Source organism: Streptomyces sp. NPDC002671, from assembly GCF_053592475.1.
Window position 1 is genome coordinate 31,080 of sequence record NZ_JBSFVU010000039.1, and the last position, 25,173, is coordinate 56,252.

The following is a 25,173-nucleotide window of genomic DNA, read 5'->3' on the forward strand; positions in this document are numbered from 1 at the left end:
GATTTCGTCGAGGAGTTGCATCATGACAGACGGGTTCGCGATCGTCGGCATGGCCGCCCGGCTGCCCCGGGCGAACGGACCGGCCGAGTTCTGGCGGCTGCTCGCCTCGGGCACCGACGCGGTCACCGATCCGCCCCCGGACCGGATGATCGCGCGCCCCGGCGCGTTCCTCGACGACATCTCCGGATTCGACGCGGGCTTCTTCGGCATCCTGCCGCGGGAGGCCGCCGCCATGGACCCGCACCAGCGGCTGATGCTGGAGCTGGGCTGGGAGGCGTTCGAACACGCCCGGCTGACCGCGGCCCGGCTGGCCGGCACGCAGACCGGCGTGTTCGTGGCCGCGCCGGGGGAGATCGAGCCGGCGTCCACGCTCGACCACTACACCTTCGTCGGGCGACAACGAGCCATGGCGGCCAACCGGTTGTCCCACGCCCTGGGCCTGCACGGCCCGAGCCTCACCGTGGACACCGGGCAGTCCTCGTCGCTGGTCGCGGTGCACCTGGCGGTGCAGTCGCTGCGGACGCGTGAGTGCGACCTGGCCATCGCGGGCGGGGCCAGCCTGATGGTGACCACGGACGCCCACAGCGGCCTGGCCGAGATGGGCGTGCTGTCCCCGGACGGCCGGTGTCACGTGTTCGACAGTCGCGCCAACGGGTTCGTACGCGGCGAAGGCGGCGGCCTCGTCGTACTGAAGCGGCTGGCCGACGCGCTCGCCGACGGTGACCACATCGCTGCGGTCATCGTCGGCAGCGCGGTGAACAACGACGGCCGTACGAAGGGGCTGACGCTGCCCAGCGCCACGGCGCAGCAGGCTCTGTTCGAGCGGGCGTACGGCCAGGCCGGGGTCGACCCCGGTGCGGTCCAGTACGTCGAACTGCACGGAACCGGTACCGCCGTGGGCGACCCGATCGAGGCGGCCGGCCTCGGCGCCGCCCTGGGCACGGTCGCGACCCGGACGACACCGTTGCTCGTCGGGTCCGTCAAAACCAACATCGGCCATCTGGACGCGGCGGCCGGGATCGCCGGCCTGCTCAAGACCGTACTGAGCCTGCAGAACCGGCAGGTGCCCGCGAGTCTGCACTTCGCCGAGCCCAACCCGGCCATTCCGTTCGCCGAGTTGAACCTTCGGGTGAACACGCAGGCCCGGCAGTGGCCCGGCAGCCCGGCCGTGGCCGGCGTCAGCTCGTTCGGCCTCGGCGGCACGAACTGCCACGTGGTGCTCGCCGAGGCACCACCGGTTCCGGGCCTGCCCGCGCCGTCGGGCCTGCCGGTGGTGCCGTGGGTGCTGTCGGCGCAGACCCGGGACGCCCTGCGCGGGCAGGCCCGGCGGCTGCTGGACCAGGCCGCCGCAGCCGACCCGGTGGACGTCGGGTTCTCGCTGGCGACCACCCGGACGCCGTTCCCGGTCCGCGCGGTCGTGTTCGGCCGTGACCGGCTCGAACTGGCGTCCGGGTTGCGGGAGGTGGCCGACGGGGACGGGCCGGCGGTGGTCGGACTGGCGTTGGCCGGACCGGCCGCGGAACCGCTGGCGGCGATGGCCCGTGAGTTCGTGGCCGGTGAGGAGGTGGACTGGTCCGCCGTGTTCGCCGACGCCGGGGCGCGCCTGGTGGACCTGCCCACCTACGCGTTCGACCGGCCGGCCGCCCACGCCGGCCGGCAGGCGAGTACGGTGCCCGCGTCCGCGCCCGACGGCGACCTGATCGGCGTCGTCCGAGCCGAGATCGCCGCCCAGCTGGGTCACCACGACGTCGACGCCGTACCGTACGAGCGCAGTTTCCAGGAGCTCGGCTTCGGCTCGCTCAGCGCGATCGAACTGGCCGAGCGGCTGTCGGTGGCGCTCGGCAAGCGCGTCGACGCGACCGCGGTCTTCGACTATCCGACGCCGGCCGCGCTGGCCGCACACCTGGCCGACGCCACCGCCGACGACCACCCGGCTGACGATCTGCCGGCACAAGACCTGATGGCTGACGATCTGCCGGCTGACGACCACTTGCGGCCGGCCCGGACCACGGAACCCACCGACGACGACCCGATCGCCATCGTGGGCATCGGCTGCCGCTATCCCGGCGGCATCGTCTCGGCGGCCGGCCTGTGGGACGTCGCGGCCGGCGGACGTGACGTGATCTCCGCGTTCCCCACCGACCGGGGCTGGGACCTGGATGGTCTCTACGACCCCGATCCGGACCGCGTCGGCACGACGTACGTCCGCGAGGGCGGGTTTCTCACCGACGTCGCGGGGTTCGATGCCGGGTTCTTCGGCATCAGCCCCGGCGAGGCGCTCGCGATGGACCCGCAGCAGCGGCTGCTGCTCGAAGTCACCTGGGAGGCGCTGGAGAACGCGGGTATCGACCCGCAGTCGCTGGCCGGCAGCCGGACCGGCGCGTTTCTGGGCATGTACGGCTGGGACTCCAGCGAATCCGTCGAGGGCTACCGGATCACCGGCGGCCTGTCGAGCGTCGCCTCCGGCCGGGTGGCGTACACGCTGGGCCTGGAGGGTCCGGCGGTGACCATCGACACGGCGTGTTCGTCGTCGTTGGTGGCGGTGCATCTGGCGTGCCAGTCGTTGCGGTCGGGGGAGTCGGACCTGGTCCTGGCCGGCGGCGCGACCGTCATGGCGACGCCGCGTGTCTTCCTCGAATTCGCCCGCCAGCGCGGTCTGTCGCCGGACGCGCGGTGCAAGTCCTTCGCAGCCGCGGCGGACGGTACGGCCTGGGCCGAGGGAGTCGGCGTGGTCGTACTGGAACGTCTGTCGGACGCGCGGCGCCGCGGGCATGAGGTGCTGGCGCTGGTGCGCGGCAGTGCGGTGAACCAGGACGGTGCCTCCAACGGGCTGACGGCGCCGAACGGCCCGTCGCAGCAGCGGGTGATCCGGGCGGCGCTGGCGGATGCGGGGCTGTCGGCGGTGGATGTGGATGTGGTGGAGGCGCACGGAACCGGCACGGTGCTGGGCGATCCGATCGAGGCGCAGGCGGTGCTGGCGACGTACGGCCAGGACCGGCCTTCGGATCGGCCGGTGCTGCTGGGGTCGTTGAAGTCGAACATCGGTCACACGCAGGCAGCCGCGGGCGTCGCGGGCATGATCAAGATGGTCGCGGCGATGCAGCGCGGCACGGTGCCCGCGACCTTGCACGTGGACGAGCCGAGCCCGCATGTCGACTGGTCGTCCGGCGCGGTGGAGCTGTCGACGTGCCGGCAAGGCTGGCCGGAGACCGGACGCCCACGCCGGGCCGCGGTGTCGTCCTTCGGTATTTCCGGGACCAACGCACACGTCATCCTCGAACAGGCGCCCGCCCATGCGAGCGCACCACAAGGTGAACCGCCCTGGCCCGCCGTGCCGTGGGTGCTGTCGGCGAAGACCGAGGAAGCGCTGCGCGGCCAGGCACGGCGCTTGCTCATGCACGTCACAGAGCACGCCACAGAGCACGCCGACGAGTACGACGCCGAGCACGACGTTGCTGACATCGGCCGATCGCTGGCCACCACGCGGTCGCGCTTCCCGCACCGTGCGGTGGTCGTCGGCACGGACTCCGCCGAGCTGGCCGCCGGGCTGTCGGCGGTGGCCGCCGGCCTGCCCGCCGCGAACGTGACCTACGGCCAGGCCGAGGACAACCCCGGGAAGACCGCGTTCGTCTTTCCCGGGCACGGCATCCAGTGGCTGGGGATGGCCGCCGAACTGCTCGACTCCGCCCCGGTGTTCGCCGCGAAGATGACCGACTGCGCGCGGATCATCGACCCGCTGGTGGACTGGTCGCTGCTGGACACGGTCCGGGAGGCCACCGACGGCTCCTGGCTGTCGCGCGTCGACATCGTGCAGCCCGCGCTGTTCGCGGTGCTGGTGTCGCTGGCCGAACTGTGGCGTTCGCTCGGCGTGCGGCCCGACGCCGTCGTGGGCACCTCGCAGGGGGAGATCGCAGCCGCCTGCGTCGCCGGTGCGCTGTCGCTCGACGACGCAGGCCGGCTCATCGTGGCCCGGTCGAAGCTGATCGCCGAGCAGCTCCCCGGCGCGATCGTCTCGGTCGGCGCACCGGAAAGCGTGGTGGCGGGGCGGCTGCTCCCCGGCCTGGAGCTCGCGGGCGTCAACGGCCCGAACGGGACGACGGTGGCCGGGCCGACGGACACGCTGGACGCGTTCATCGCCGAGCTGCGCGCGACCGGGGTGCCGGCCCGGATCGTCACGCCGTTCGCCTCGCACTCCTCGCTCGTCGATCCGCTGGAGGACCAGTTCGCCGACCTGGTCTCGTTCGTCCGCCCCTCCGGCGCCGCGGTGCCGGTCTACTCGACGGTGACCGGGGCGGCCATCGCGGGGGAGGACCTGACGCCCGCGTACTGGTACCAGAACTGCCGGCAGCCGGTGGCCTTCCAGCCGGCCGTCGAGGCTTTGCTCGCCGACGGGTTCACACACTTCGTGGAGTGCGCCCCGCATCCGGCGCTGGGCATCCACATCGAACAGACCGCCGAGCGGGAGGGCCGCGCCGTCGTTGTGACCGGCTCGCTGCGTCGCGACGAGGGCGGCCCGGCGCGGCTGCTGACCTCCGCCGCGCAGCGGTACGTGCGCGGCGGCGAGGTGGCGTGGGACCCGGTGTTCGGCGATGCCCGCCGGGTGCTGCTGCCCACGTACGCGTTCGACCGCAAGCGGTACTGGCTGGAACCGAAGCCGCACACGGATGTGACCGGGCTGGGCCTGACCTCCGCGGACCATGCGCTGGTCGGCGCCGTGGCCGAGCTGCCGGACACGCACGCTGCGCTGCTGACCGGACGGCTGTCGCTCGCCACGCACGGCTGGCTGACCGACCACACGGCCGCGGGCGCGACGCTGCTGCCGGCCACGGCATTCGTCGAACTGGCCCTGCGCGCGGGCGCCGAGGTCGGCCGCGCGTTCCTGCGGGAACTGGTGATCCAGGCCCCGCTCGTGCTGCCGGAGCAGGGCGGCGTGGCCGTCCAGGTGGTCGCGGACCACGACGGCGAGATCGCGATCCATTCCCGCACCGACGGCGAGTGGGTCACGCACGCGCGGGGCGAGTCGGCCGCCGAGGAGCTGGATGCCGGGGAGATGGCCGACCCGCGCCTGGCCGAATGGCCGCCCGCCGAGGCGACCACGGTCGGCCTGGAGGACGCCTACCAGCGGCTGGCCGAGCGCGGTTACGGCTACGGACCGGCGTTCCGTGGTCTGCGCGCGGTGTGGCGCCGGGGCGACGAGGTGTTCGCCGAGGTCGCGCTGCCCGACGGCGCGGATCCGGCCGGGTTCGGCCTGCACCCGGCGCTGCTCGACGCGGCGTTGCACGCGGCACTGGTCACCGTCGCCGACCGCGGCGTGGCGCTGCCGTTCTCCTGGGCCGACGTCCGGCTGTTCGCGACCGGCGCCACCGCCCTGCGGGTGGTGATCACGCCGAGCGGGCCGGACGAGCTGTCGCTCGCGGCCTACGACGATTCCGGCCGGCCTGTGTGCACCGTCGGGTCGATCGTGCTGCGGCAGCTGTCGCGCGAGCAGCAGGCCGCGGTGTCCCGGGCGGGCCGGTCCGCCGCCCACCGCCTGCTGGAACTGACCTGGCAGCCGCTGGACCGGCCGGGTGCGCTCCCGGTGTCGGTCGTGGGCCGGGACGACCTGGACCGGACGGCCCCGATCCCGGACGTCGTGGTGCTCGACGGCGGATCCGGCTCGGACGAAGCCGTACCGGACATGGTCGCCGAGACCCACGCCGCCACCCACCGGGTGCTCGGCGCCCTCCAGGACTGGCTGGCCGACGAACGCACGGCGGACAGCACTCTGCTGATCGTCACCCGTGGCGCGGTGCACCCGGCCGACGAAGGCGCGCCCGGTCCGGCCGCCGCCGCGGTCTGGGGCCTGGTGCGCGCGGCACAGGTCGAAGCACCCGGCCGGTTCGTGCTGGTGGACACCGACGCGGACACCGACGCGACCGTCGACGTCGCCACCGTCATGGCGAGCGGCGAACCGCAGGTGATGATCCGGTCCGGCGTCCTGCACGCGGCCCGGCTGGCGCCGGTGCCGGCCACCCCCTCGGCCCCCTCGCGCGGGTTCGACCCGGCCGGGCCGACCCTGATCACCGGCGGCACCGGTGGACTCGGCTCGGCACTGGCCCGCCATCTGGTGACGCAGCATGGCGTACGGCGGCTGGTGCTCGCCTCGCGCCAGGGCCCGGACGCGCCGGGCGCCGCGGAACTGGTCGCCGAGCTGGCCGAGTCGGGGGCGACGGCGCAGGTGGTGCGGTGCGACGTCACCGACCGTGCCGCGCTCGCCCGCCTGGTGACGCCGGAGCTGACCACGGTGATCCACGCGGCCGGGGTGCTCGACGACGGCGTACTCGACTCGCTGACCCCGGACCGGATGGACAACGTACTGCGTCCCAAGGCCGACGCCGCCTGGTACCTGCACGAGGCCACCGCACACACCGGCGCCACGCTCGTGCTGTTCTCCTCGGTGCTCGGCGTGTGCGGCGGTCCGGGACAGGCCAACTACGGGGCCGCCAACGCCTTCCTCGACGCGCTGGCCGCGTACCGGCACGGCCGCGGGCTGCCCACGCTGTCCATCGGCTGGGGGCTGTGGGACCGCGTCACCGGCATGGGCGGGCAGCTGCGCGACGCAGACCTTGTCCGGCTCAAGCGGCGCGGCCTGACCGAACTGCCGGTCGACGCCGGACTGGCCCTGTTCGACGCGGCCCTCGCGCAGCACCGGCCGCACGTCATCGCGATGCCGGTCGACCGCGCGGCGCTTCAGCTGTCCGCCGACATCGGCGAACTGCCTGCGGTGCTACGGGACTTGATACCGGCCCGGCCGCAGGCGCAGCCCGCCGCCGAGCCCGGAACCGGGCCCACGGACCTGCTCGCGCTGACCAGGACCGAGACCGCGCTCGTGCTGGGACGCGACGGCGGCGAGCAGATCGATCCGGACCGCAACTTCCGGGAGCTCGGCTTCGACTCGCTGCTGGCCGTCGAGCTGCGCAACCGGCTCAAGACGGCCACCGGCATGGCGCTGCCCGCGGCCGTGGTCTTCGACTACCCCACGCCTGCCGCACTGGCCGGCTACCTGCGCGACCGCACCACCGGACGCACCGAACCCGCGGACGAGCGGCCCGCGGCCGTGGTGGACGAGACCGACCCGATCGTCGTGGTGGGCATGAGCTGCCGGTTCCCCGGCGGTATCGACTCGCCCGCGGACCTGTGGGACGCCGTGGTCGAGCGCCGCGACGCGATCGGCGACTTCCCGGCCGACCGCGGCTGGCAGGTGAGCGGACTGTCCATGCGGCAGGGCGGATTCCTCGACGACGCGGGCGCGTTCGACGCCGCGTTCTTCGGCATCAACCCGCACGAGGCCGCCGCGATGGACCCGCAGCAGCGGCTGCTCCTGGAGGTGTCCTGGGAGGCGGTGGAGCGCGCCGGCATCGACCCGGAGGCGCTGGCCGGCAGCCGGACCGGTGTGTTCGCCGGAATCATGGCCCAGGAGTACGGCGCGGGTGCCGACGACGCCGCGGCCGGAGTGGAGGGCTACCGGCTGATCGGCAGCCAGGGCAGCGTCGCCTCCGGCCGGGTCGCGTACGCGCTCGGCCTGGAGGGGCCCGCGGTCACCGTGGACACGGCCTGCTCCTCGTCGCTGGTCGCGGTGCACCTGGCCGCGCGCTCGCTGCGGTCCGACGAGTGCGACCTGGCGCTGGTCGGCGCCGCCACGGTGATCGCCACGCCGAGGGTGTTCGTGGAGTTCGCCAAGCAGGGCGGACTGGCCAGCGACGGCCGGTGCAAGTCGTTCTCCGCGGCGGCCGACGGAACCGGCTGGAGCGAGGGCGCGGGCGTCCTGGTGCTAGAGCGGCTGTCACGGGCCCGGGAGCGCGGGCACCGGGTGCTCGCGGTGGTCCGTGGCAGCGCGGTGAACCAGGACGGCGCCTCCAACGGGCTGACCGCGCCGAACGGCCCGTCCCAGCAACGCGTGATCCGCGCCGCCCTCGCAGCCGCCGGCCTGTCCACCGCGGACGTCGACGTGCTGGAGGCGCACGGCACCGGCACGCGGCTGGGCGATCCCATCGAGGCAGAGGCGATCCTGGCGACGTACGGCCAGGGCCGCCCCGCCGACCGGCCGCTGCTGCTCGGCTCGGTCAAGTCGAACCTCGGGCACACCCAGGCCGCGGCGGGCATGGCCGGCATCATCAAGATGATCGGCGCGATCCACCACGGCATGGTGCCGCCGACGCTGCACGCCGACCCGCCGACGTCCGCGGTGGACTGGTCGGGCGGGGCCGTCGCGCTGGCCACCGAGCCGGCCGACTGGCCGCGGACCGGACGACCGCGCCGGGCGGGGGTGTCGGCGTTCGGCATCTCCGGCACCAACGCCCACGTGATCCTCGAACAGCCGCCCGCGCAGCCGGAACCGGCCGCCACGGAACGGAACTGGCCGGTGCTGCCGTGGGTGCTGTCCGCGCGCACCGAGCCGGCACTGCGCGGCCAGGCCGCCCGGCTACTGGCCCACCTGCGGGCGGACGAGAACCTCGACCCGGCGGCCGTAGCCTCCGCACTGGTGACGACCCGCTCGCGGTTCGATCACCGGGCTGTCGTCACGGGCGTGGACCGCGCCGAGCTGCTCGACGGGCTGGCCAAGGCCGCCCAAGCCGATCCAGCCCGATCGGCCCGATCGGCCGAACCGGCGGAGGCGGTGACCGGACCGGTCGTGTTCCTCTTCCCCGGCCACGGCAGCCAGTACGCGACCATGGGCGCGAGCCTGTACGCCGAGTTCCCGGCGTACGCCGCCGCGCTCGACGAGGTGCTCGCCGAACTCGACGCACACCTGGACCGGCCGCTGTCCGACCTGCTGTTCGCCGAGAAGGGCACGCCGGCCGCGGCCACCCTCCAGGACCAGACCGAGTACACCCAGCCCGCGCTGTTCGCCATCGAGGTTGCGCTGTTCCGCCTCGTCGAATCCTTCGGGCTGCGACCGGACTACCTGCTCGGCCACTCCTTCGGCGAACTGGCCGCCGCGCACGTGGCCGGGGTCCTGTCCCTGCCCGACGCCGCCAGACTGATCGTCGCGCGCGGCCGTGCCATGGGCGCCCTGCCGCCCGGCAGCATGGTGCAGATCCTGGCGGGCGCCGACGAGATCGAGCCCACCCTGGAGCCAGGCGTGTCGATCGCAGCCGTCAACGCGCCGGACGCCACGGTGATCTCCGGGACACCGGAGGCGGTCGACCGGGTCGTCGAACGCTGGCGCGAGCGAGGACGGCGCTCGATCAAGCTGCGCAACCGGCACGCCTTCCACTCGGCCGAACTCGACGGCCTGCTCGGCGAGTTCGCCAAGGTGGCCCACGAGGTCACCTATCACCCGCCGACGATCCCGATCATGTCCAACGTCACCGGCGGACCGGCCGCCGAAGGCGATCTGCGCTCGGCCGACTACTGGCTGCGGCACGCCCGGGGGACCGTACGGTTCCTGCCCTGCGTGAACGCCCTGGCGGAGCTGGGCGCGCGGACCTTCGTCGAGCTCGGGCCGGGGCGCGCGCTGGCCACACTGGCCGCGCAGAGCATCCCCACCAAGGTGGTCGCGCTTCCGCTGCTCCGCCGCGACCAGCCCGAACTGGCCACGCTGCTGCCCGCGCTCGGCGAGCTGTCCGCGCGGGGCCTGCCCGTGGACTGGCGGGCGGTGTTCGGCGGGCCGTCCGGCCCCTTCACGGAGCTGCCCACCTACGCGTTCGACCGCCGGCGCTACTGGCTGCGGCCGGAACCGCCGGTCGCCGCCACGGGACTGGGCTTCGTCGCGGCGGACCACCCCGTCCTGACCGCCCGCATGGAACTGCCGGACAACGGCACGGTGATCCTCTCCGGCTCGGTCTCCCGGAACGCGCCCGGCTGGCTGGCCGACCACGCGGTGGCCGGCCAGGTGCTGGCACCCGGCACCCTCTTCACCGAACTGGCCCTGCGCGCCGGCGCCGACATCCGCGCGAACACGGTGCGCGAGCTGGTGATCCAGGCCCCGCTGGTGCTGCCCGGGCAAGGCCGCCTGACCGTCCAGGCGGTCGCCCACCCGACCGGCGAGCTGGTGCTCTCCGCCCGCCCCGACGAGCCGGGCGCGGAATGGACGGTGCACGCCAGGGCAACGCTGACCACAGCGGACCTGGAAGACCCTCCGGAGCTGAAGGCCTGGCCGCCCGCCGGCGCCGTACCGATCGACCCGGACGGGGCGTACGACGGGCTGGCGGACCGGGGATACGACTACGGCCCGGCCTTCCGCGGGCTGCGCGCGCTGTGGCGCGACGGCGACGACGTACTCGCCGAGGTCGCGGCCGACGTCGACACGACCGGATACGGCCTCCACCCGGCCCTGCTGGACGCAGCGTTGCAGGCGTGGCTGGTGGCCACCGGCCGCGGCGGCACGGACGTCCCGTTCGCCTGGGAGTACGTGGTGCTGCACCGGGCCGGGGCGGACGGCCTGCGGGTCCGGCTGTCTCCGACGGGTCCGGACGCCGTGTCGGTCGCGGTGTACGACCGGGCCGGCCGACCGGTGCTGACCGCCGGATCGGTGCGCCTGCGGCCGATGACCGCGTCGACGGCCCGGCTACGGGAACTGGCCTGGACCCCGCTGACCTCCGAGCCCACCTCCACCCCGAATACGGACGTCGCGGTGCTGGACGCCTTCCCGGCCGCTGGGGACCTGATCTCCTCGGTACACGCGGCGACGCAAACCGTGCTGGACGCGCTGACCGCCCCGACGTCAAAGCGGCTGGTGATCGTGACCCGAGGCGCGGTCGGCCTGCCGGGCGAGGACGTGCCGGACCTGGCCGGCGCGGCGGTGTGGGGCCTGGTGCGGTCCGCACAGGCCGAACAGCCCGGCCGCTTCGTGCTGGTGGACACCGACGACGAACTGGACCTGCCCGCGGCCTTGGCGACGGACCAGCCACAACTACTGATCCGCTCGGGCGTACCGCACACGCCCCAACTGGCCCCACTGTCGGAGCCCTCGACGGGCGAGCCCCCCTTCGGCCCGGACAGCAAGGTGCTGATCACCGGCGGCACCGGCGGTCTCGGCGCCCTGATCGCCCGGCACCTCGTGGTGGCGTACGGGGTCCGGCGGCTGGTGCTGGCCGGCAGGCGCGGGCCGGCCGCACCGGAAGCGCCCGCACTGCGGGCTGAGCTGACCGAGCTGGGCGCGACGGTCGACATCGTGGCCTGCGACGTCTCCGACCGGGCCGCGGTGACCGGCCTGGTGACCCCCGACTTGACCGCGGTGGTGCACGCGGCCGGCGTACTCGACGACGGAGTGCTGGGGTCGCTGACGCCCGAGCGGCTGGCAGCGGTGCTCGCGGCCAAGGCGGACGCCGCCTGGTACCTGCACGAGGCGACGCGAGGGCTGGACCTCACCGCGTTCGTACTGTTCTCCTCGGTGGCCGGCACGCTCGGTTCGGCGGGCCAGGCCAACTATGCCGCGGCGAACGCGTTCCTGGACGGCCTGGCCGCGCACCGACGGGCGGCCGGTCTGCCCGCGGTGTCCATCGCCTGGGGGCTGTGGGCGGGCCGGAGCGGCATGACCGAGCACCTGAGCCAGACGGATCTGGCGCGGCTGCGCGACCGAGGGTTCGCGGCGATCTCCGAGTCCGACGGCCTGGCGATGTTCGACGCCGCCCTGACCGCGCCACGCGCACAGGTGACCGCGGTGACACTGCGCGCGACGCCCGCCCGGCCGAGCCACCAGGACGACGCGGTCCGGCTACGGCACGACCTGGCCGGCCTCGACCAGGACGAGCAGCGGCAACGCGTGCTGGACCTGGTGAGCCGCAAGCTGCTGGCGGTGCTCGGCCACGCCGAAGGGCAGCCGCTCGACGAGGGCCGCACCTTCCGCGACCTGGGCGTCGACTCGCTCACCGCGATCGAACTGCGCAACGCCCTCGCGCCGCTGACCGATGTGCCGCTGCCGGCCACGGCCGTGTTCGACCACCCGACTCCCGCGGCGCTCACCGACCACCTGCACCGAACCCTCGTCGCGCCGGTGCCTGATGCCCGGCCGAGCCGGAAGGAATTGATCGACACGATGGACACCGAAGAACTGATCGCGGCGGCGTTGGGTGAGGGTGGCACGCGATGACCGACCGGATCCCCACGGTACGGATTCCCGTCCCGCGCACGGCGGGCACGGGCTCCCGGCCGCGGCCCGAGCCGTCCCGCTGGGACTGGCTTCTCCTGTCCGCGTTCTGGCAGGCCCTCGCCGGCCTGGGCAGCTGGTGGATGCCGTGGATCGCCGTACCGGTCGAGCCCGACGACTACGCGCATGACTCCGGGTGGAGTGACATGCGATGAGCAAGGACACCGAAGCCAGGCTGGTGCAGGCACTGCGCGAGTCGCTCAAGGAAATCGAGCGACTGCGCCAGAACGGCCACGGCGCCGACGACGACCCGATCGCGATCGTGGGCATCGGCTGCCGGTACCCGGGCGGCATCGCTTCGCCGACGGACCTGTGGGACGTGGTCGCCGAGGCTCGTGACGTCATCTCGGCCTTCCCGTCCGACCGCGGCTGGGACCTGGACGGCCTCTACGACCCCGACCCGGACCGCCCGGGCACGACGTACGTCCGCGACGGCGGCTTCCTGGCAGGTGCCACGGACTTCGACGCGGGCTTCTTCGGGATCAGCCCGGCCGAGGCCGTGGCGATGGACCCGCAGCAGCGGCTGCTGCTCGAAGTCACCTGGGAGGCATTGGAGAACGCGGGTATCGACCCGCATTCCCTCGCCGGCAGCCCGACCGGGGTGTTCGTCGGCCACATGGCACAGGAGTACGGACACGGCATCGACGAAGCCGGCACGGAGGGCTACCGCCTGACCGGCACGGCAGGCAGCCTGATCTCCGGCCGGGTGGCGTACACGCTGGGCCTGGAGGGTCCGGCGGTGACCATCGACACGGCGTGTTCGTCGTCGTTGGTGGCGGTGCATCTGGCGTGCCAGTCGTTGCGGTCGGGGGAGTCGGACCTGGTCCTGGCCGGCGGTACGACGGTCATGGCGACCCCAAGGGGTTTCGTGGACATGGCCCGGCAGCGAGGCCTGTCGCCGGACGGGCGCTGCAAGTCCTTCGCGGCGGCGGCGGACGGCACCGGGTGGGCCGAGGGAGTCGGCGTGGTCGTACTGGAACGTCTGTCGGACGCGCGGCGCCGCGGGCATGAGGTGCTGGCGCTGGTGCGCGGCAGTGCGGTGAACCAGGACGGCGCCTCCAACGGGCTGACGGCGCCGAACGGTCCGTCGCAGCAGCGGGTGATCCGGGCGGCGCTCGCCGACGCCGGGCTGTCCGCCGTGGACGTGGATGTGGTGGAGGCGCACGGAACCGGCACGGTGCTGGGTGATCCGATCGAGGCGCAGGCGGTGCTGGCGACGTACGGCCAGGACCGGCCTTCGGATCGGCCGGTGCTGCTGGGGTCGTTGAAGTCGAACATCGGTCACACGCAGGCAGCTGCGGGCGTGGCAGGGATGATCAAGATGGTCGCGGCGATGCAGCGGGGCGTGGTGCCCGCGACCTTGCACGTGGACGAGCCGAGCCCGCATGTCGACTGGTCGTCCGGCGCGGTGGAGCTGTCGACGTGCCGGCAAGGCTGGCCGGAGACCGGACGCCCACGCCGAGCCGCGGTGTCGTCCTTCGGCATTTCCGGGACCAACGCACACGTCATCCTCGAACAGGCACCGCCGACGCCCGCCCCACCCCGGCGCCCCATGCCCGCGGTGCCCTGGGTGCTCTCGGCGAAGACTCCAGCAGCGCTGGCGGCACAGGCGGACCGGCTGATCACGCTGCTGGAGCGATCGGACATCGACCCGGCGGACGTAGGGCTCACCCTGCTGTCCCGGGCGCGGTTCGCCCACCGGGCCGTCGTACTCGGCGCGGACCGGGACGAACTGCTGACAGGGCTGCGCACCCTCGCCGAGGCACCGGAGCCGGGCACCGTGATCGGCCGGACCGCGCTGCGCGACCTGGCCGACCGTTTCGTGGCGGGCGGCGTGGCCGACTGGCCGGCCGTGTTCGCCGAGTCGGGCGCACGGCGGGTGGACCTGCCCACGTACCCCTTCGCCCGCCAACGCTTCTGGCGGACACCGCCCACGCCGACGGCCACACCCGCCACCGATCATGCGAGCGACATCCCGAGCGACATGACCGCCGCCGTGCGCACCGCCGTGGACGAGGTGCTCGGCGAGTACGGCACGGTGGTCGGCCTCGACGACGACATCGCCGCCCATGGACTGAACTCGCTGTCCGCCGTGGAACTGCGTGGCCGACTGCAGGCGCTGACGGACACGCGGATCAGCATGGCCGACATCCTCGACAACCCGACGATCCGCTCGCTGGCCAAGTTCTTGGACGAGCGCAGCCAGTCCCGGAGGCTCTGATGACCAACGATCCCGTTGCCGCCCTCAGCTTCGACCAGTTGGTGCCGCCCATGACGGTGAACCGGCGGTCGCCCCTTGAAGTGTTCGTCACCGACCATGCACAGATCGGCCCGGACGAGTTCGCCATCGCCCTGCGGGTGGCGCACGACCACCCCCTGTGGTCCGACCAGCGGACCCCCCGGCACGACCCGGCAGCCGTGATCGAGGCGTTCCGGCAGGCGTTCGTCGTGGCCCGGCACGAGTACCTCGGCGTTCCCCGGGGCACCCCGTCGGCCGTGCAGCAGGTGACGCTGGCCGTGCCGGAGCTGCACGCGTTCCGTGCCGACGCAGCCAAGCCGCTGCAGGGCGTCATCAAGGTCCGCGTCACACAGACCGACGGCACGTACGACATCGCGGGCGACTTCCTCGTCGGCTCGGCACGGGCCATGACGCTCTCGTTCACCAGCATCCTGTTCCCGCGCGAGTCCTACCACGAGATCCGCGACTACCAGCGCTCCCGCCGGGCCGCGGACGCGAACGACACCCCGGACATCAAACCGATCGACCCCGAACTGGTCGGCCGGCGCGACCGGAACAACGTGGTGATCGGCCCCGCCACACGGCCCAACCGCTATCCCGTGCTGGTGGACCGGACCCACCCCTCCTTCTTCGACCGGGACTACGACCACCTCCCCGCATCGCTGCTCATAGAAGCGATGCGGCAGTCCGCGCTGCGCAGTGCGGCGGAGGCGGGCCTGCGCACGGGCGAGTCGGCGCTGACGCGAGCCGAACTCGACTTCGGCATCTTCGTGGAGACCGACGTGCCCGCCGAATGCGCGGTGTCGGTGACCGGGCAACCGGGAGCGGTGACCGCGTCGGTAGGCATCGACCAGGCCGGCGTCCGAGTAGTGAGCGGAACCCTGGAACTCACCGAACTGAACCCATGACGAAACCGGCAAAGACTTGAGGCCCTCATGGACATGCGACGTGACGTAGCTCTGGTGTTTCCCGGCCAGGGCGGCCAGCAACCGAGAATGGGCGCCGACCTGTACGGCGTGGAACCGACGTTGACCGCGGTGATGGACGAGTTCTTCGCCGAGTACGGCCCCGACGGCCCGCGACTGCGTGACGCCTGGCTCTCCGACCGGCCGGGACCGGATTTCGACGACTGCTCCCGGGCACAGCCGCTGCTGTTCGCCATCGGCGCGGCACTGGCGTTCGCGGTGATCGCACGCGGTCTACGGCCCACGGTCCTGGTCGGGCACAGCGTCGGCGAACTGGCCGCAGCCGCCGTCGCAGGGGTGTTCGGCATCGCCGACGGCAGCCGGGCGATGGTGGCGCGGACCACCGCGATGGCGGCGACGGAACCGGGCGGGATGCTCGCGGTGGCCGCGGGCGTCGACCGGATCCGCGAGGTGCTCGGCGACGACCTCGCAGAGCGAGGCATCGCGATAGCGGCGATCAACAGCCCACGCCAGACGGTGCTGTCCGGCGCGACGGCGGCACTGCGCGCCGTCGAGCGGACCCTGAAGGCCGGGGTGGTCGCGTGTCGCCCGGTGAAGGCCCGGCAGGCGTTCCACAGCCCACTGTGCGCCGACGCGGCGATCCGCTTCGCCGAACTGCTCCGGCGCATCGAGCTCCGCCCGCCCGCCATCACGATCCGGTCCACCTGCACCGCCCGCGACGTGACCGACGCGGAGTCGGTCACCCCCGAGTTCTGGTCGGCTCAACTGGCCAAGCCGGTGCTGTTCTGGCCCGCGATGAACGACCTGCTCGAATCCGGCAACCGCATATTCCTCGAAGCAGGCCCGAAGGGCAGCTGTGCGGCCGCACTGCACCTGCACCCCACGGTCCAGTCCCACGCGAATGCGGTACTTCCCCTGCTCCCGGCATCGGCACGGGGAGAAGACCACCGGGTCTTCGACGAATCGGTCACCGCCGCACTGTCGATGACCGCCGCTCTGTGACCCAGGCCACAAGTTACTGTCAGGAATCGGGGTGCCGTTCCGTTCAACTCACAGGGGGCAGGCGAACCACAGGAGCAACACATGAAACACCGCATCGTCGTCCTCGGCGCCGGCTATGCCGGGGCCTACGCGGCCGGGAACCTGGCCCGCCGGCTGTCCCTGACAGACACCGAGATCACCGTGGTCAACGCTGAGCCGGACTTCGTCGAGCGGCTGCGGCTGCACCAGCTCGCGGCCGGCCAGAAGATCGAGGCCCGGAAGCTCGCCGACGTCTTCGCAGGCACGGGGATTCGGCTGCACCTGGCACGTGTCACCGCCGTCGACCCCGAGCGCCAGGTCGTCGCCGTGGCCGACGCCGACGGCGGCGAGTTCGGCTACGACACGCTTCTCTACGCGCTCGGCAGCCACGTCGCCGACCACGGCGTCCCCGGCGTGGCCGAGCACGCCTTCGACGTCACCGGCCGGCCCTCGGCGCTGCGCCTGCGCGAGCACCTGGACAGCCTGGGCAGGCGGGGCGAAGGCGGGAGCGTGCTGGTCGTCGGCGACGGGTTGACCGGCATCGAGACCGCCGCCGAGATCGCCGAATCCCGGCCCGGCCTGTCGGTGGCGCTGGTCGCCCGCGGCGAGCTGGGCGCCCGGCTCTCCGCCGGAGCCCGCAGCCACCTGCGCCGGGCCTGCGACCGGCTGGGCATCACCGTCCTGGAGCACACCAGCGTCGAAGCCGTCGAAGCGACGCGGGTGCTGTGCGCCGACGGCACCGCCCTGGCGTCCGACGCAACCGTGTGGACGGCCGGGTTCGCGGTCAACCCCATCGCCGCTGCCAGCGGGCTGGAGGTCACCGAGAACGGTCAGATCGTCGTCGATCGCACCATGCGGTCGGTCTCGCACCCGAACGTCTACGCCGCCGGCGACAGCGCCTACGCCATCGGCGACAACGGCCTGCCGCTGCCGATGTCCTGCGCTTCGGCCGGCTACACCGGCCGGCAGGCCATGGAAGCGATTGTGGGACGCCTGACCGGCCGCAGGATTGCGAACACCAAGCTGCTCTACCTGGGCAACCACATCAGTCTTGGGCGGCGGGACGGGATCCTGCAGCTGGTCGACGACGAAGCGCAGGCAAAGGCGAAGTATGTGGGCGGCCGGAAGGCCGCACAGGTCAAGGCGGGCATCGTCAAGATCTCGCTGTGGGCCACCTCGCACCCGACCTTCGGCCTGCCCAAACGCAAGCGCCGCCTGGCCGCCGCGCCGGTTGCGTCCTCCGAGAAGGCGGTCGCGTAGCCGCCTAGTGTGGGCCGCGTGGACAGCACCGCCACTGATCGCTTCGACACCAGTCGGTTCGAGGCCAGCCGGAACCGGCTGGCCTCGCTGGCGTACCGGCTGCTGGGCTCCGCCGCCGACGCCGAAGACGCCGTGCAGGATGCGTTCCTGCACTGGCAGGCCGCCGACCGGCAGCGGATCAAGGTGCCGGAAGCATGGCTGACCAAGGTCGTCACCAATCTGTGCCTCGACCGGCTCCGCTCGGCACAAGCCCGCCGTGAACGCACCGTCGGCGCCTGGCTGCCCGAACCGCTCCTCGACGGCGACCCGATGCTCGGCCCGGCCGACACTTTCGAGCAGCGCGAATCGGTCTCCCTGGCCGTGCTGACTCTCATGGAGCGCCTGTCACCCCTCGAGCGGGCCGTCTACCTCCTGCGCGAAGCGTTCTCCTACAGCCACGCCGAGATCGCCGAGATCCTCGACATCACCGAGTCCGCAAGCCAGCAGCACCTCCACCGGGCCCGGCGCCGCATCACCGCAGCGCGCCGCCGCGACGGCGGCGAAGTCGACCCGGCATCCGCCCGCAGGATCGTCGAGGAATTCCTCGCCGCTGCCACCTCGGGCCGCACCGAACGGCTGGCGGCGCTGCTCACCGACGACGCAACCGCGATCTCCGACGGCGCCGGCCTGACCGAGACGCTGCTGCAGTACGACACTCCGCAGCGCATCGCCGCCGTCGCACGGGCCGGCTTCAAACCCACACCCGCGAAACGGCGACTTGCCGGCGGCACGCCCGCCATCCACTACGCGCTCGTCAACGGCGCCCCCGCCATCCTTTTCGTGCTCGGCGACCAGGCCGTCGGCGCCGTGACGTTCGACATCACCAACGGCAAGATCGCAACCGTGCGCGGCATCGCCGCCCCCACCCGCCTCGCCCGCCTCACCGAAGCCTGGCGGCAGCACGAACCGGACGCGCCGCTCATCACCCAGTGGTGACCCGACGCCGACCGCGGCCAGGCGCAGCTGAGTGTCATGTCCGCGTCATTCTGCATGTGGCGAGACTCCTCCAATCTCCATCCACCTTCAAGTGATAGTTGCTACCATTTTCCTATGGCTGTCAAAAATCGCTGGTTGGCGCTGATTGGTCTGACGATCAGCGTCCTCGTCATCGGATTCGATACGACGATCCTGAACGTCGCCCTCCCCACCCTCGCCGCCGACACCGGCGCCTCCGCGGGGCAGCTGCAGTGGATCGTCGACTCCTACGCCGTCGTCTACGCCGCCGCCATGCTCCCCGCGGGCTTCCTCGGCGACCGCTACGGCCGACGCAATCTGCTGATCGCCGGGCTCGTGATCTTCCTCGGCGGCTCCATCGTCGGTATGACCGTGTCCAGCCCGGGCCCGCTCATCGCGGCCCGTACGGTCATGGGCCTCGGCGCCGCGCTGATCATGCCGCTCACCCTGTCCATCATCCCGACCCTCTTCCAGGGCGAGGAGCAGACCAAGGCGATCGCGATCATCACCGCGGGTATCTCGATCGGCCTGCCGCTCGGACCTCTACTCAGTGGCTGGCTTCTCGAACACTTCTGGTGGGGCTCGGTCTTCGCCATCAACATCCCGCTGATCGCCATCGGCATCGTCGCCTGCGCCCTGCTGATCCCCGAGACCCGCGACCCGTCGGCCCCCAGGGTCGACGTCATCAGCACGGTGCTGGGCATGGTCGGTCTCGGCGCCTTCGTCTACGGCGTCATCGAAGGGCCCGCCAAGGGATGGGGCAACCCGGTCATCCTCGCCTCGATGATCGGCGGTGTGCTGATGCTCGTCGGTCTGGTGCTGCGCGAGCGGCGCCAGGACCGCCCGATGGTGGACCTGGAGCTGCTGCGGAACTACTCCTTCCGGTGGAACACGCTCTTCCTCATCCTGGGCATGTTCGTGTTCATGGGCCTGATGTTCGTGCTGCCGCAGTATCTGCAGGTCGTGCAGGGCCACGACGCCTTCGCCACCGGCGTGCGCCTGATGCCGCTCATGGCCGGCATGATCGTCGTCGCCAAGATCGTGCCGCCGCTGACCATCAAGTTCGGCACCCGGCCGCTGGTGGTCGCGGGCCTGGCCATCATGTCCCTGGCGATGTTCCTCGGCAGCACCACGGACACCGACACCGGCTACGGCTTCACCGTAGTGTGGATGATCCTCACCGGCCTGGGCGTGAGCCTTGTGATGGTGCCGGCCCTGGACACCGCCCTCGCGGTACTGCCCAAGGGCAAGGAGGGCACCGGCAGCGGGCTGAACACCACCCTGCGACAGGTCGGCGGCGCCATCGGCATCGCCCTGCTGGGCAGCCTGCTCAACGCCGTGTTCAAGGACCGGATCGACACCCACGGGGTACCGGCGCAGGCGGCCGATACGGCCAAGGAGTCCGTGGTGGCCGCACAGGCGGTCGCCGCACAGCTCAAGATGCCCCAGCTGGCCGAGTCCGCCCAGTCCGCCTTCGTCCACGGCATGAGCCTGGTGCTGCTGATCTGCGGCATCGCCGGCGTCGTCGCGGCCGTCCTCGCCGCCTTCAAGCTGCCGGACAGCCGGGAGACCAAGAAGACCGAGGAGGAGGCAGAAAAGCAGCCTCTGCCTGAGACGCTGTCCGACATGGCAGATGGTGCGCGACAATGAGTCGTATGCCCTCTTCAACGACCAGCGCACCGGTGTCGGCGATCGCAGTCGCCGAAGCCGGCCTCGGCCTGCGCGAACGCAAGAAGCTACGCACCGGCCAGGCGATCCGTGAGGCGGCCCGTCGGCTGATCGACGAGCGAGGGTACGACAACACCACCATCGAGCAGATCGCCGCGGTGGCCGAGGTCTCGCCGAGCACGGTCTTCCGCTACTTCCCCAGCAAGGAGCACATCGTCCTGACGGACGACTACGCCCAGTTCAGCATGGCCTTCCTGCGCGAACGCCCTGCGGACGAGCCGCCGCTGGCCGCCCTGCGGGCGGTGGTGAGGGAGATGGTGCGCAGGCTCGCCGAGGACTTCAGCGAGGAGTACCGGTGGCGGAGGGAGCTCGTGCGCCAGGTGCCCGCGATACGGGCCCTGGTGGGCGAGGAACAGGACAAGTGGGTCGAGTCCGTGAGCGAGGTGTTCGCCGAACGGGCAGGCCTGCCCGCGGACGACCTCGAGCTCCGCGTCCTGGTGGGCGCCGTGACGGGCGCCTTCCACCAGGTGCTGTGGGGAGACCACAGCGAGAACACCGACCTGGTGGAGATGATCGAACGGGCCCTGGCGGTGCTGGAGCATCCCGACGCCGTCGGGCGCCCGGCGGACACCGGGCCGAGCAACGTGTGATGCTTCCCGGCCGTGCGTGAGAAAGGGGTCCCGGCACTCGGTGTCGAGTGCCGGGACCCCTTTCTACTGCGGCAGGGCCGTCAGTTCTTGACGTCGCCCTTGACCTGCCGCTCTACGAACTCGTAGGCCATGTCGCCGAACTGCTGACCGAAGTCCAGGGACCTCTCGACCGTCGTCTTGAAGTGGACGCCGCCATCCACCCGGCTCCTGGCACACATCTTGTCGTACTCGGTCCAAGTGGAGAAGTGCACCTGGATGTCCTTGGCGGGGACGACCCCCGGCTCCGTCAGCGACTTGCCGGCCGGGAAGGTGAACGTCCAGTCCAGGTCGTCGTTGCCGAAGAAGCGCCGCGCCACCTGCGACCCGGCGGCACACAGCGTCGTGGAGCCCGAGGGGTACTCCGGGTGGTCGCCCGTCGGCAGGAAGCTGCGCCACTCGTTGGCGGGGATGTCGTCGACCGTGCCCATGCCGGGGCCGCCCCAGGCGGTCAGCTTCTGCTTGCCGTACACGTGCCGGATCGCGCTGAGCGGCCGGACGGAGTCGTACCTGTACTTCTGGTACCAGCCGGCGATCAGCGTGTCGAAGGTCGCCAGGATGGTCTGGAGCGTCCAGTGAGCCCAGCCGTGCACGCCCAGCTCGTCGTTCTGGTCGTGGTTCCGGGCGATGATGATGGACGAGTAGCCGATGCCCCACAGCTTGTTGTCGAAGACCTCGCAGAGCGCCTTGCGCTCGTCGGTGAGCGAGGCCGACGCCTCGATGATCTCGTCCACCGAGCGCTTGTACTCCTGCGGCCGGGTGTGGTCGCTGTGCGTGGGCGGGGCGAGCTGGAACGCGGCCGGGTCCCGGAAGATGTGGGGCTTGGTCAGCCGGATCTGCGGGGTCACGAACTGCTGGACGACGTAGATGCCCATGTCACCCGGGCCGCCGCCGACCCGACGGCCGTTGTGGGGGCCCAACTGCGGCTGCCAGCGCGAGGGGTTGACCAGATTGAAGGCCGTGTTCACGGGCTGGTAGCCGGTGTAGTCCGCCCAGGGGCGGGGGTTGTACTTGCGGCCGCCGTCGTAGCCGAGGACGTTCATACCGTCATGCGACAGGGCCGCCCAGACCGACTTGGCGGCCACGTTGCCGATGCCGATCGGGCTGGTCAGGTTCTCCGACTCGTCGTCGGGGTTCAGGCCGAGCGCGACCATCACCTGCCGCAGGCCGCCCACGTTGAGCGGCAGCAGACGCTTCCAGATGCCGAGCTGGGCGTAGATGACGGCGATGTTCAGGTTCCGGTTGGTGGCGGACTCGCTGGAGGGACGGCGCGGAATCTGGGAGTACACGCCGACCGCGGTCTCGTGGTACGGCGCCAGCGCGTCGAACGCCGACAGCATCGCCGCGCGGTTCGTCCACAGGAAGACGGTCGCGTCCATCGGCCCGATGAACGCCAGGCTGGGCGACTTACCGGCGTGGGCGTCGTCGGGCTGGGCCCACTTGACGTAGTTGTCCTTGTCCAGGTCGAAATCGAGCTGGAGCGGCTCATCGCTGGTGACGGCACCGGCCGTGCGGGAGAAGGCCAGCATGGTCAGGGCGGCCGAGGTGCCGCCGAGCAGCAGCGATCTGCGGCCCAACGAGGAGCCTGGGACAGAGGTGTCGGACGTCGTCATGATCGTCTTCCTTGTTCTTGACAGGGAAGGGCCTCCACAGGCGAGCCTGCGGAGGCCCTTCATGAGGAACGGGACAACGGGATATCGATGGCTGCGCCGTGGTCTTCTGGCTTTGTCGGCGGAAGCCGAGCGCGGCGGCGGGCAGGTGGGCCCACCGCCGCGGTGGAAGAGGGTCAGTGCTTGACGTCGCCCTTGACTTGCCGCTGTACGAACTCGTGGGCCATGTCGCCGAACTGCTGACCGAACTCCAGGGACCTCTCGGTCGTCTTCTTGAAGTGGACGCCGCCCCACACCCGGCTCATGGCACACGTCTTGGCGAGGTCGGTGAAGGTGGAGAAGTGCAGCTTGAGGTCCTTGGCGGGGGTCATCCCCGGCTCCACCCGCAACCCGCCGGCCGGGATGTTGATCGTCCAGTCCAGGTCGTCGGAGCCGAAGTAGCGCCGTGCCGTCTGCGCCGCGGCGGCCATGATCGTCGTGGAGCCCGACGGGTACTCCGGGTGGTCGCTCACGGGCAGGTAGCTGGCCCACTCGGAGGCGCGGATGTCGTTGACCGTGCCCATGCCGGGACCGCCCCAGGCGGTGATCTTGCTCTTGCCGTACACGTGCCGGACCGCGCTGATCGGCCGGACCGCGTCGTACTTGGCCTTCTGGTACCAGGCGGCGATCAGCGTGTCGAACGTCGCCAGGATGTGCTGGAGCAACCACTGAGCCCAGCCGTGCACGCCCATGTGGTCGTCCTGGTCATTGTTCCGGGCGACGACGATGGACGAGTAGCCGATCCCCCAGGTCTTGTTGTCCATGATCTCGGCGAGCGCCTTGCGCTCGTCGGTGAGCGAGGCCGACGCCTCGATGATCTCGTCCACCGAGCGCTTGTACTCCTGCGGCCGGGTGTGGTCGCTGTGCGTGGGCGGGGCGAGGTGGAACTGGCCCGGGTCCCGGAAGATGTGCGGCTTGACCAGCCGGATGTGCGGGGTCACGAACTGCTGGACGACGTAGATGCCCATGTCACCCGGGCCGCCGCCGACCCGACGGCCGTTGTGGGGGAACAACTGCGGCTGCCAGCGCGAGGGGTTGCTCAGCTCGAAGGCGGTGTTCACGGGCTGGTAGCCGGTGTAGTCCGCCCACGGCTTGGGGTTGTACTTGCGGCCGCCCTCGTAGCCGAGGGCGTTCATGCCGTCGTTCTTCAGAACCTCCCAGGCGTTCTTGGCGGCTACGTTGCCGATGCCGATCGGGCTGGTCAGGTTCTCCGACTCGTCGTCGGGGTTCAGGCCGAGCGCGACCATCAGCTGCCGCAAGGCCCCCAGGTCATCATGCGGCAGCATGCGCTTCCAGATGGCGAGCTGGGCGTAGATGACGGCGATGTTCATGTTCCGGTTGGTGGCGGACTCGCTGGCGGGGCGGCGCGGAATCCGGGAGTACATGCCGACCGCGGTCTCGTGGTACGGCGCCAGCGCGTCGAACACCGCCAGCATCGCCACTCGGGTCGTCCACAGAAAGACGGTCGCGTCCATCGGGCCGATGTACGCCAGCCTTTCCTCCTGACCGGCGTGGGTGTCGTCGGGCTGGGCCCACTTGATGTAGTTGTCCTTGTCCAGGTCGAGCTTGAGCGGCTCGTCGCTGGTGGCGGCACCGGCCGTGCGGGAGAAGGCCAGCGTGGACAGCGCCACGGCCGAGGCACCGCCGACCAGCAGCGACCTGCGGCCCGGCAAGAAGCCAGAGACGGGAGAACGTCCGGAAGTCGTCATGATGATGTTCCTTGTCCCATTCTTAAAGAGGATGGAAGAGGGATCGATGGCCGTGCCGTGGGCTCTCCGGGCTCAGGGGAAGAGCGGCATGAGGTTGAGCGCGGCGGTGGGCTGCGGTGCCGGTGCCCGCCGCCGTGGTGGGAGAGGCCGGTCAGTCCATGACGTTGGCGCTGATGTGTCGCTGTACGAACGCGTGGGCCAGGTCGCCGAGGTCGGTGGCCGGGACGGTCCCCGGCTCCTTCTGTGTCGAGCCGGCCGGTAAACCGGAGGGGCATTCGGGGTGGTTGCCCACGGGCAGGTAGCCGGTCCACTCGTCCGCGGGGATGCCCGCGACCTGCGCGCCGGCCTGGAGACTGAAGATGACCCCGCCGGCATCCGAGAATCCACCCTCGAATGCGGACAGGATCGGCCACACCTTGTCACGTGAGAAGGGTGCCTCGACCACTCGAGCGGATTCCTCGATGGCCGAACAGATCTCTTCCGCCCCCATGCCACCGGACATCGAATATCTCCAAGCAGTCGGCGTCGACAGTTCTTTCCACGTGGAATCCTGCACCGAGGCGGTCACCCTACTAGGCACCGCTAGAAGATCACTCGAAGTGCATTAAGAATAGGGAACTCCTTGACACGTCCGCGCTCGCCGCCGACACTTCACAGGGTGCGAAAATGGGAACTGCCATGCCCGTAGGCCCTGTTCCTCGATAATTCGGACGCCGTTAAACAAATATCCGGTCGGCCGCCGATTCACAAGACGCTCAGCTCGGATGGATACTGGAGGACGCATGACCAGCACAGGCGTGGAAGGTCTTTACTCGGCCATTGAGGAAGCAGCCGGACTGCTGGAGATATCCCCGGTGCCTGACAAGGTCCGGCCGATCCTGTCCGCGTACGAC

The 25,173-nt window shown here is 71.5% G+C and carries 11 protein-coding genes and 1 pseudogene; 9 read left to right on the plus strand and 3 right to left on the minus strand.

Annotated elements, in window-relative coordinates; translation table 11 throughout:
- The first annotated feature begins 22 nt into the window (after positions 1-22).
- From ACWD35_RS37855 to ACWD35_RS37895, 9 genes and pseudogenes are all read left to right on the plus strand, one after another.
- Positions 23-12,073, plus strand: coding sequence for an SDR family NAD(P)-dependent oxidoreductase (locus ACWD35_RS37855; RefSeq protein ID WP_451355915.1), 12,051 nt, complete (start codon positions 23-25; stop codon positions 12,071-12,073).
- Positions 12,070-12,285 (plus strand): hypothetical protein, encoded by a 216-nt coding sequence (locus tag ACWD35_RS37860; protein WP_451355916.1) that lies wholly within the window; start codon positions 12,070-12,072, stop codon positions 12,283-12,285. Before ACWD35_RS37855 ends, ACWD35_RS37860 begins: the two co-directional genes overlap by 4 nt.
- An 83-nt stretch (positions 12,286-12,368) precedes the next feature.
- A pseudogene (locus ACWD35_RS37865) lies at positions 12,369-14,309 on the plus strand (beta-ketoacyl synthase N-terminal-like domain-containing protein); the annotation flags it as partial.
- 41 nt (positions 14,310-14,350) lie between these two features.
- Positions 14,351-15,277, plus strand: a complete 927-nt coding sequence (locus ACWD35_RS37870) for an AfsA-related hotdog domain-containing protein (RefSeq protein WP_451355917.1) — start codon at positions 14,351-14,353, stop codon at positions 15,275-15,277.
- Positions 15,278-15,310: 33 nt separating this feature from the next.
- A complete protein-coding gene (locus ACWD35_RS37875; protein ID WP_451355918.1) occupies positions 15,311-16,297 on the plus strand; it encodes an acyltransferase domain-containing protein in 987 nt (328 codons plus the stop codon).
- Positions 16,298-16,378: 81 nt separating this feature from the next.
- Positions 16,379-17,575 carry an NAD(P)/FAD-dependent oxidoreductase gene (locus ACWD35_RS37880; RefSeq protein ID WP_451355919.1) on the plus strand — a complete coding sequence of 399 codons (1,197 nt, stop codon included), beginning with the start codon at positions 16,379-16,381 and terminating at the stop codon, positions 17,573-17,575.
- Positions 17,576-17,593: 18 nt separating this feature from the next.
- Entirely contained in the window at positions 17,594-18,550 is a 957-nt protein-coding gene (locus ACWD35_RS37885; protein WP_451355920.1) for a sigma-70 family RNA polymerase sigma factor, read from the plus strand.
- A gap of 114 nt (positions 18,551-18,664) precedes the next feature.
- Positions 18,665-20,218 (plus strand): MFS transporter, encoded by a 1,554-nt coding sequence (locus tag ACWD35_RS37890; RefSeq protein ID WP_451355921.1) that lies wholly within the window; start codon positions 18,665-18,667, stop codon positions 20,216-20,218.
- Positions 20,215-20,886 carry a TetR/AcrR family transcriptional regulator gene (locus tag ACWD35_RS37895; RefSeq protein WP_451355922.1) on the plus strand — a complete coding sequence of 224 codons (672 nt, stop codon included), beginning with the start codon at positions 20,215-20,217 and terminating at the stop codon, positions 20,884-20,886. Before ACWD35_RS37890 ends, ACWD35_RS37895 begins: the two co-directional genes overlap by 4 nt.
- Before the next feature lie 80 nt (positions 20,887-20,966).
- On the opposite strand, the gene ACWD35_RS37900 is transcribed toward ACWD35_RS37895, so the two are convergent.
- From ACWD35_RS37900 to ACWD35_RS37910, 3 genes are all read right to left on the minus strand, one after another.
- The gene (locus ACWD35_RS37900; RefSeq protein WP_451355923.1) at positions 20,967-22,535 is read right to left on the minus strand and encodes a DUF6851 domain-containing protein; all 1,569 of its coding nucleotides are present in this window, start codon (positions 22,533-22,535) and stop codon (positions 20,967-20,969) included.
- Positions 22,536-22,708: 173 nt separating this feature from the next.
- The gene (locus ACWD35_RS37905; protein ID WP_451355924.1) at positions 22,709-24,280 is read right to left on the minus strand and encodes a vanadium-dependent haloperoxidase; all 1,572 of its coding nucleotides are present in this window, start codon (positions 24,278-24,280) and stop codon (positions 22,709-22,711) included.
- Positions 24,281-24,431: 151 nt separating this feature from the next.
- Entirely contained in the window at positions 24,432-24,848 is a 417-nt protein-coding gene (locus ACWD35_RS37910; protein WP_451355925.1) for a hypothetical protein, read from the minus strand.
- Positions 24,849-25,173 lie beyond the last annotated feature (325 nt).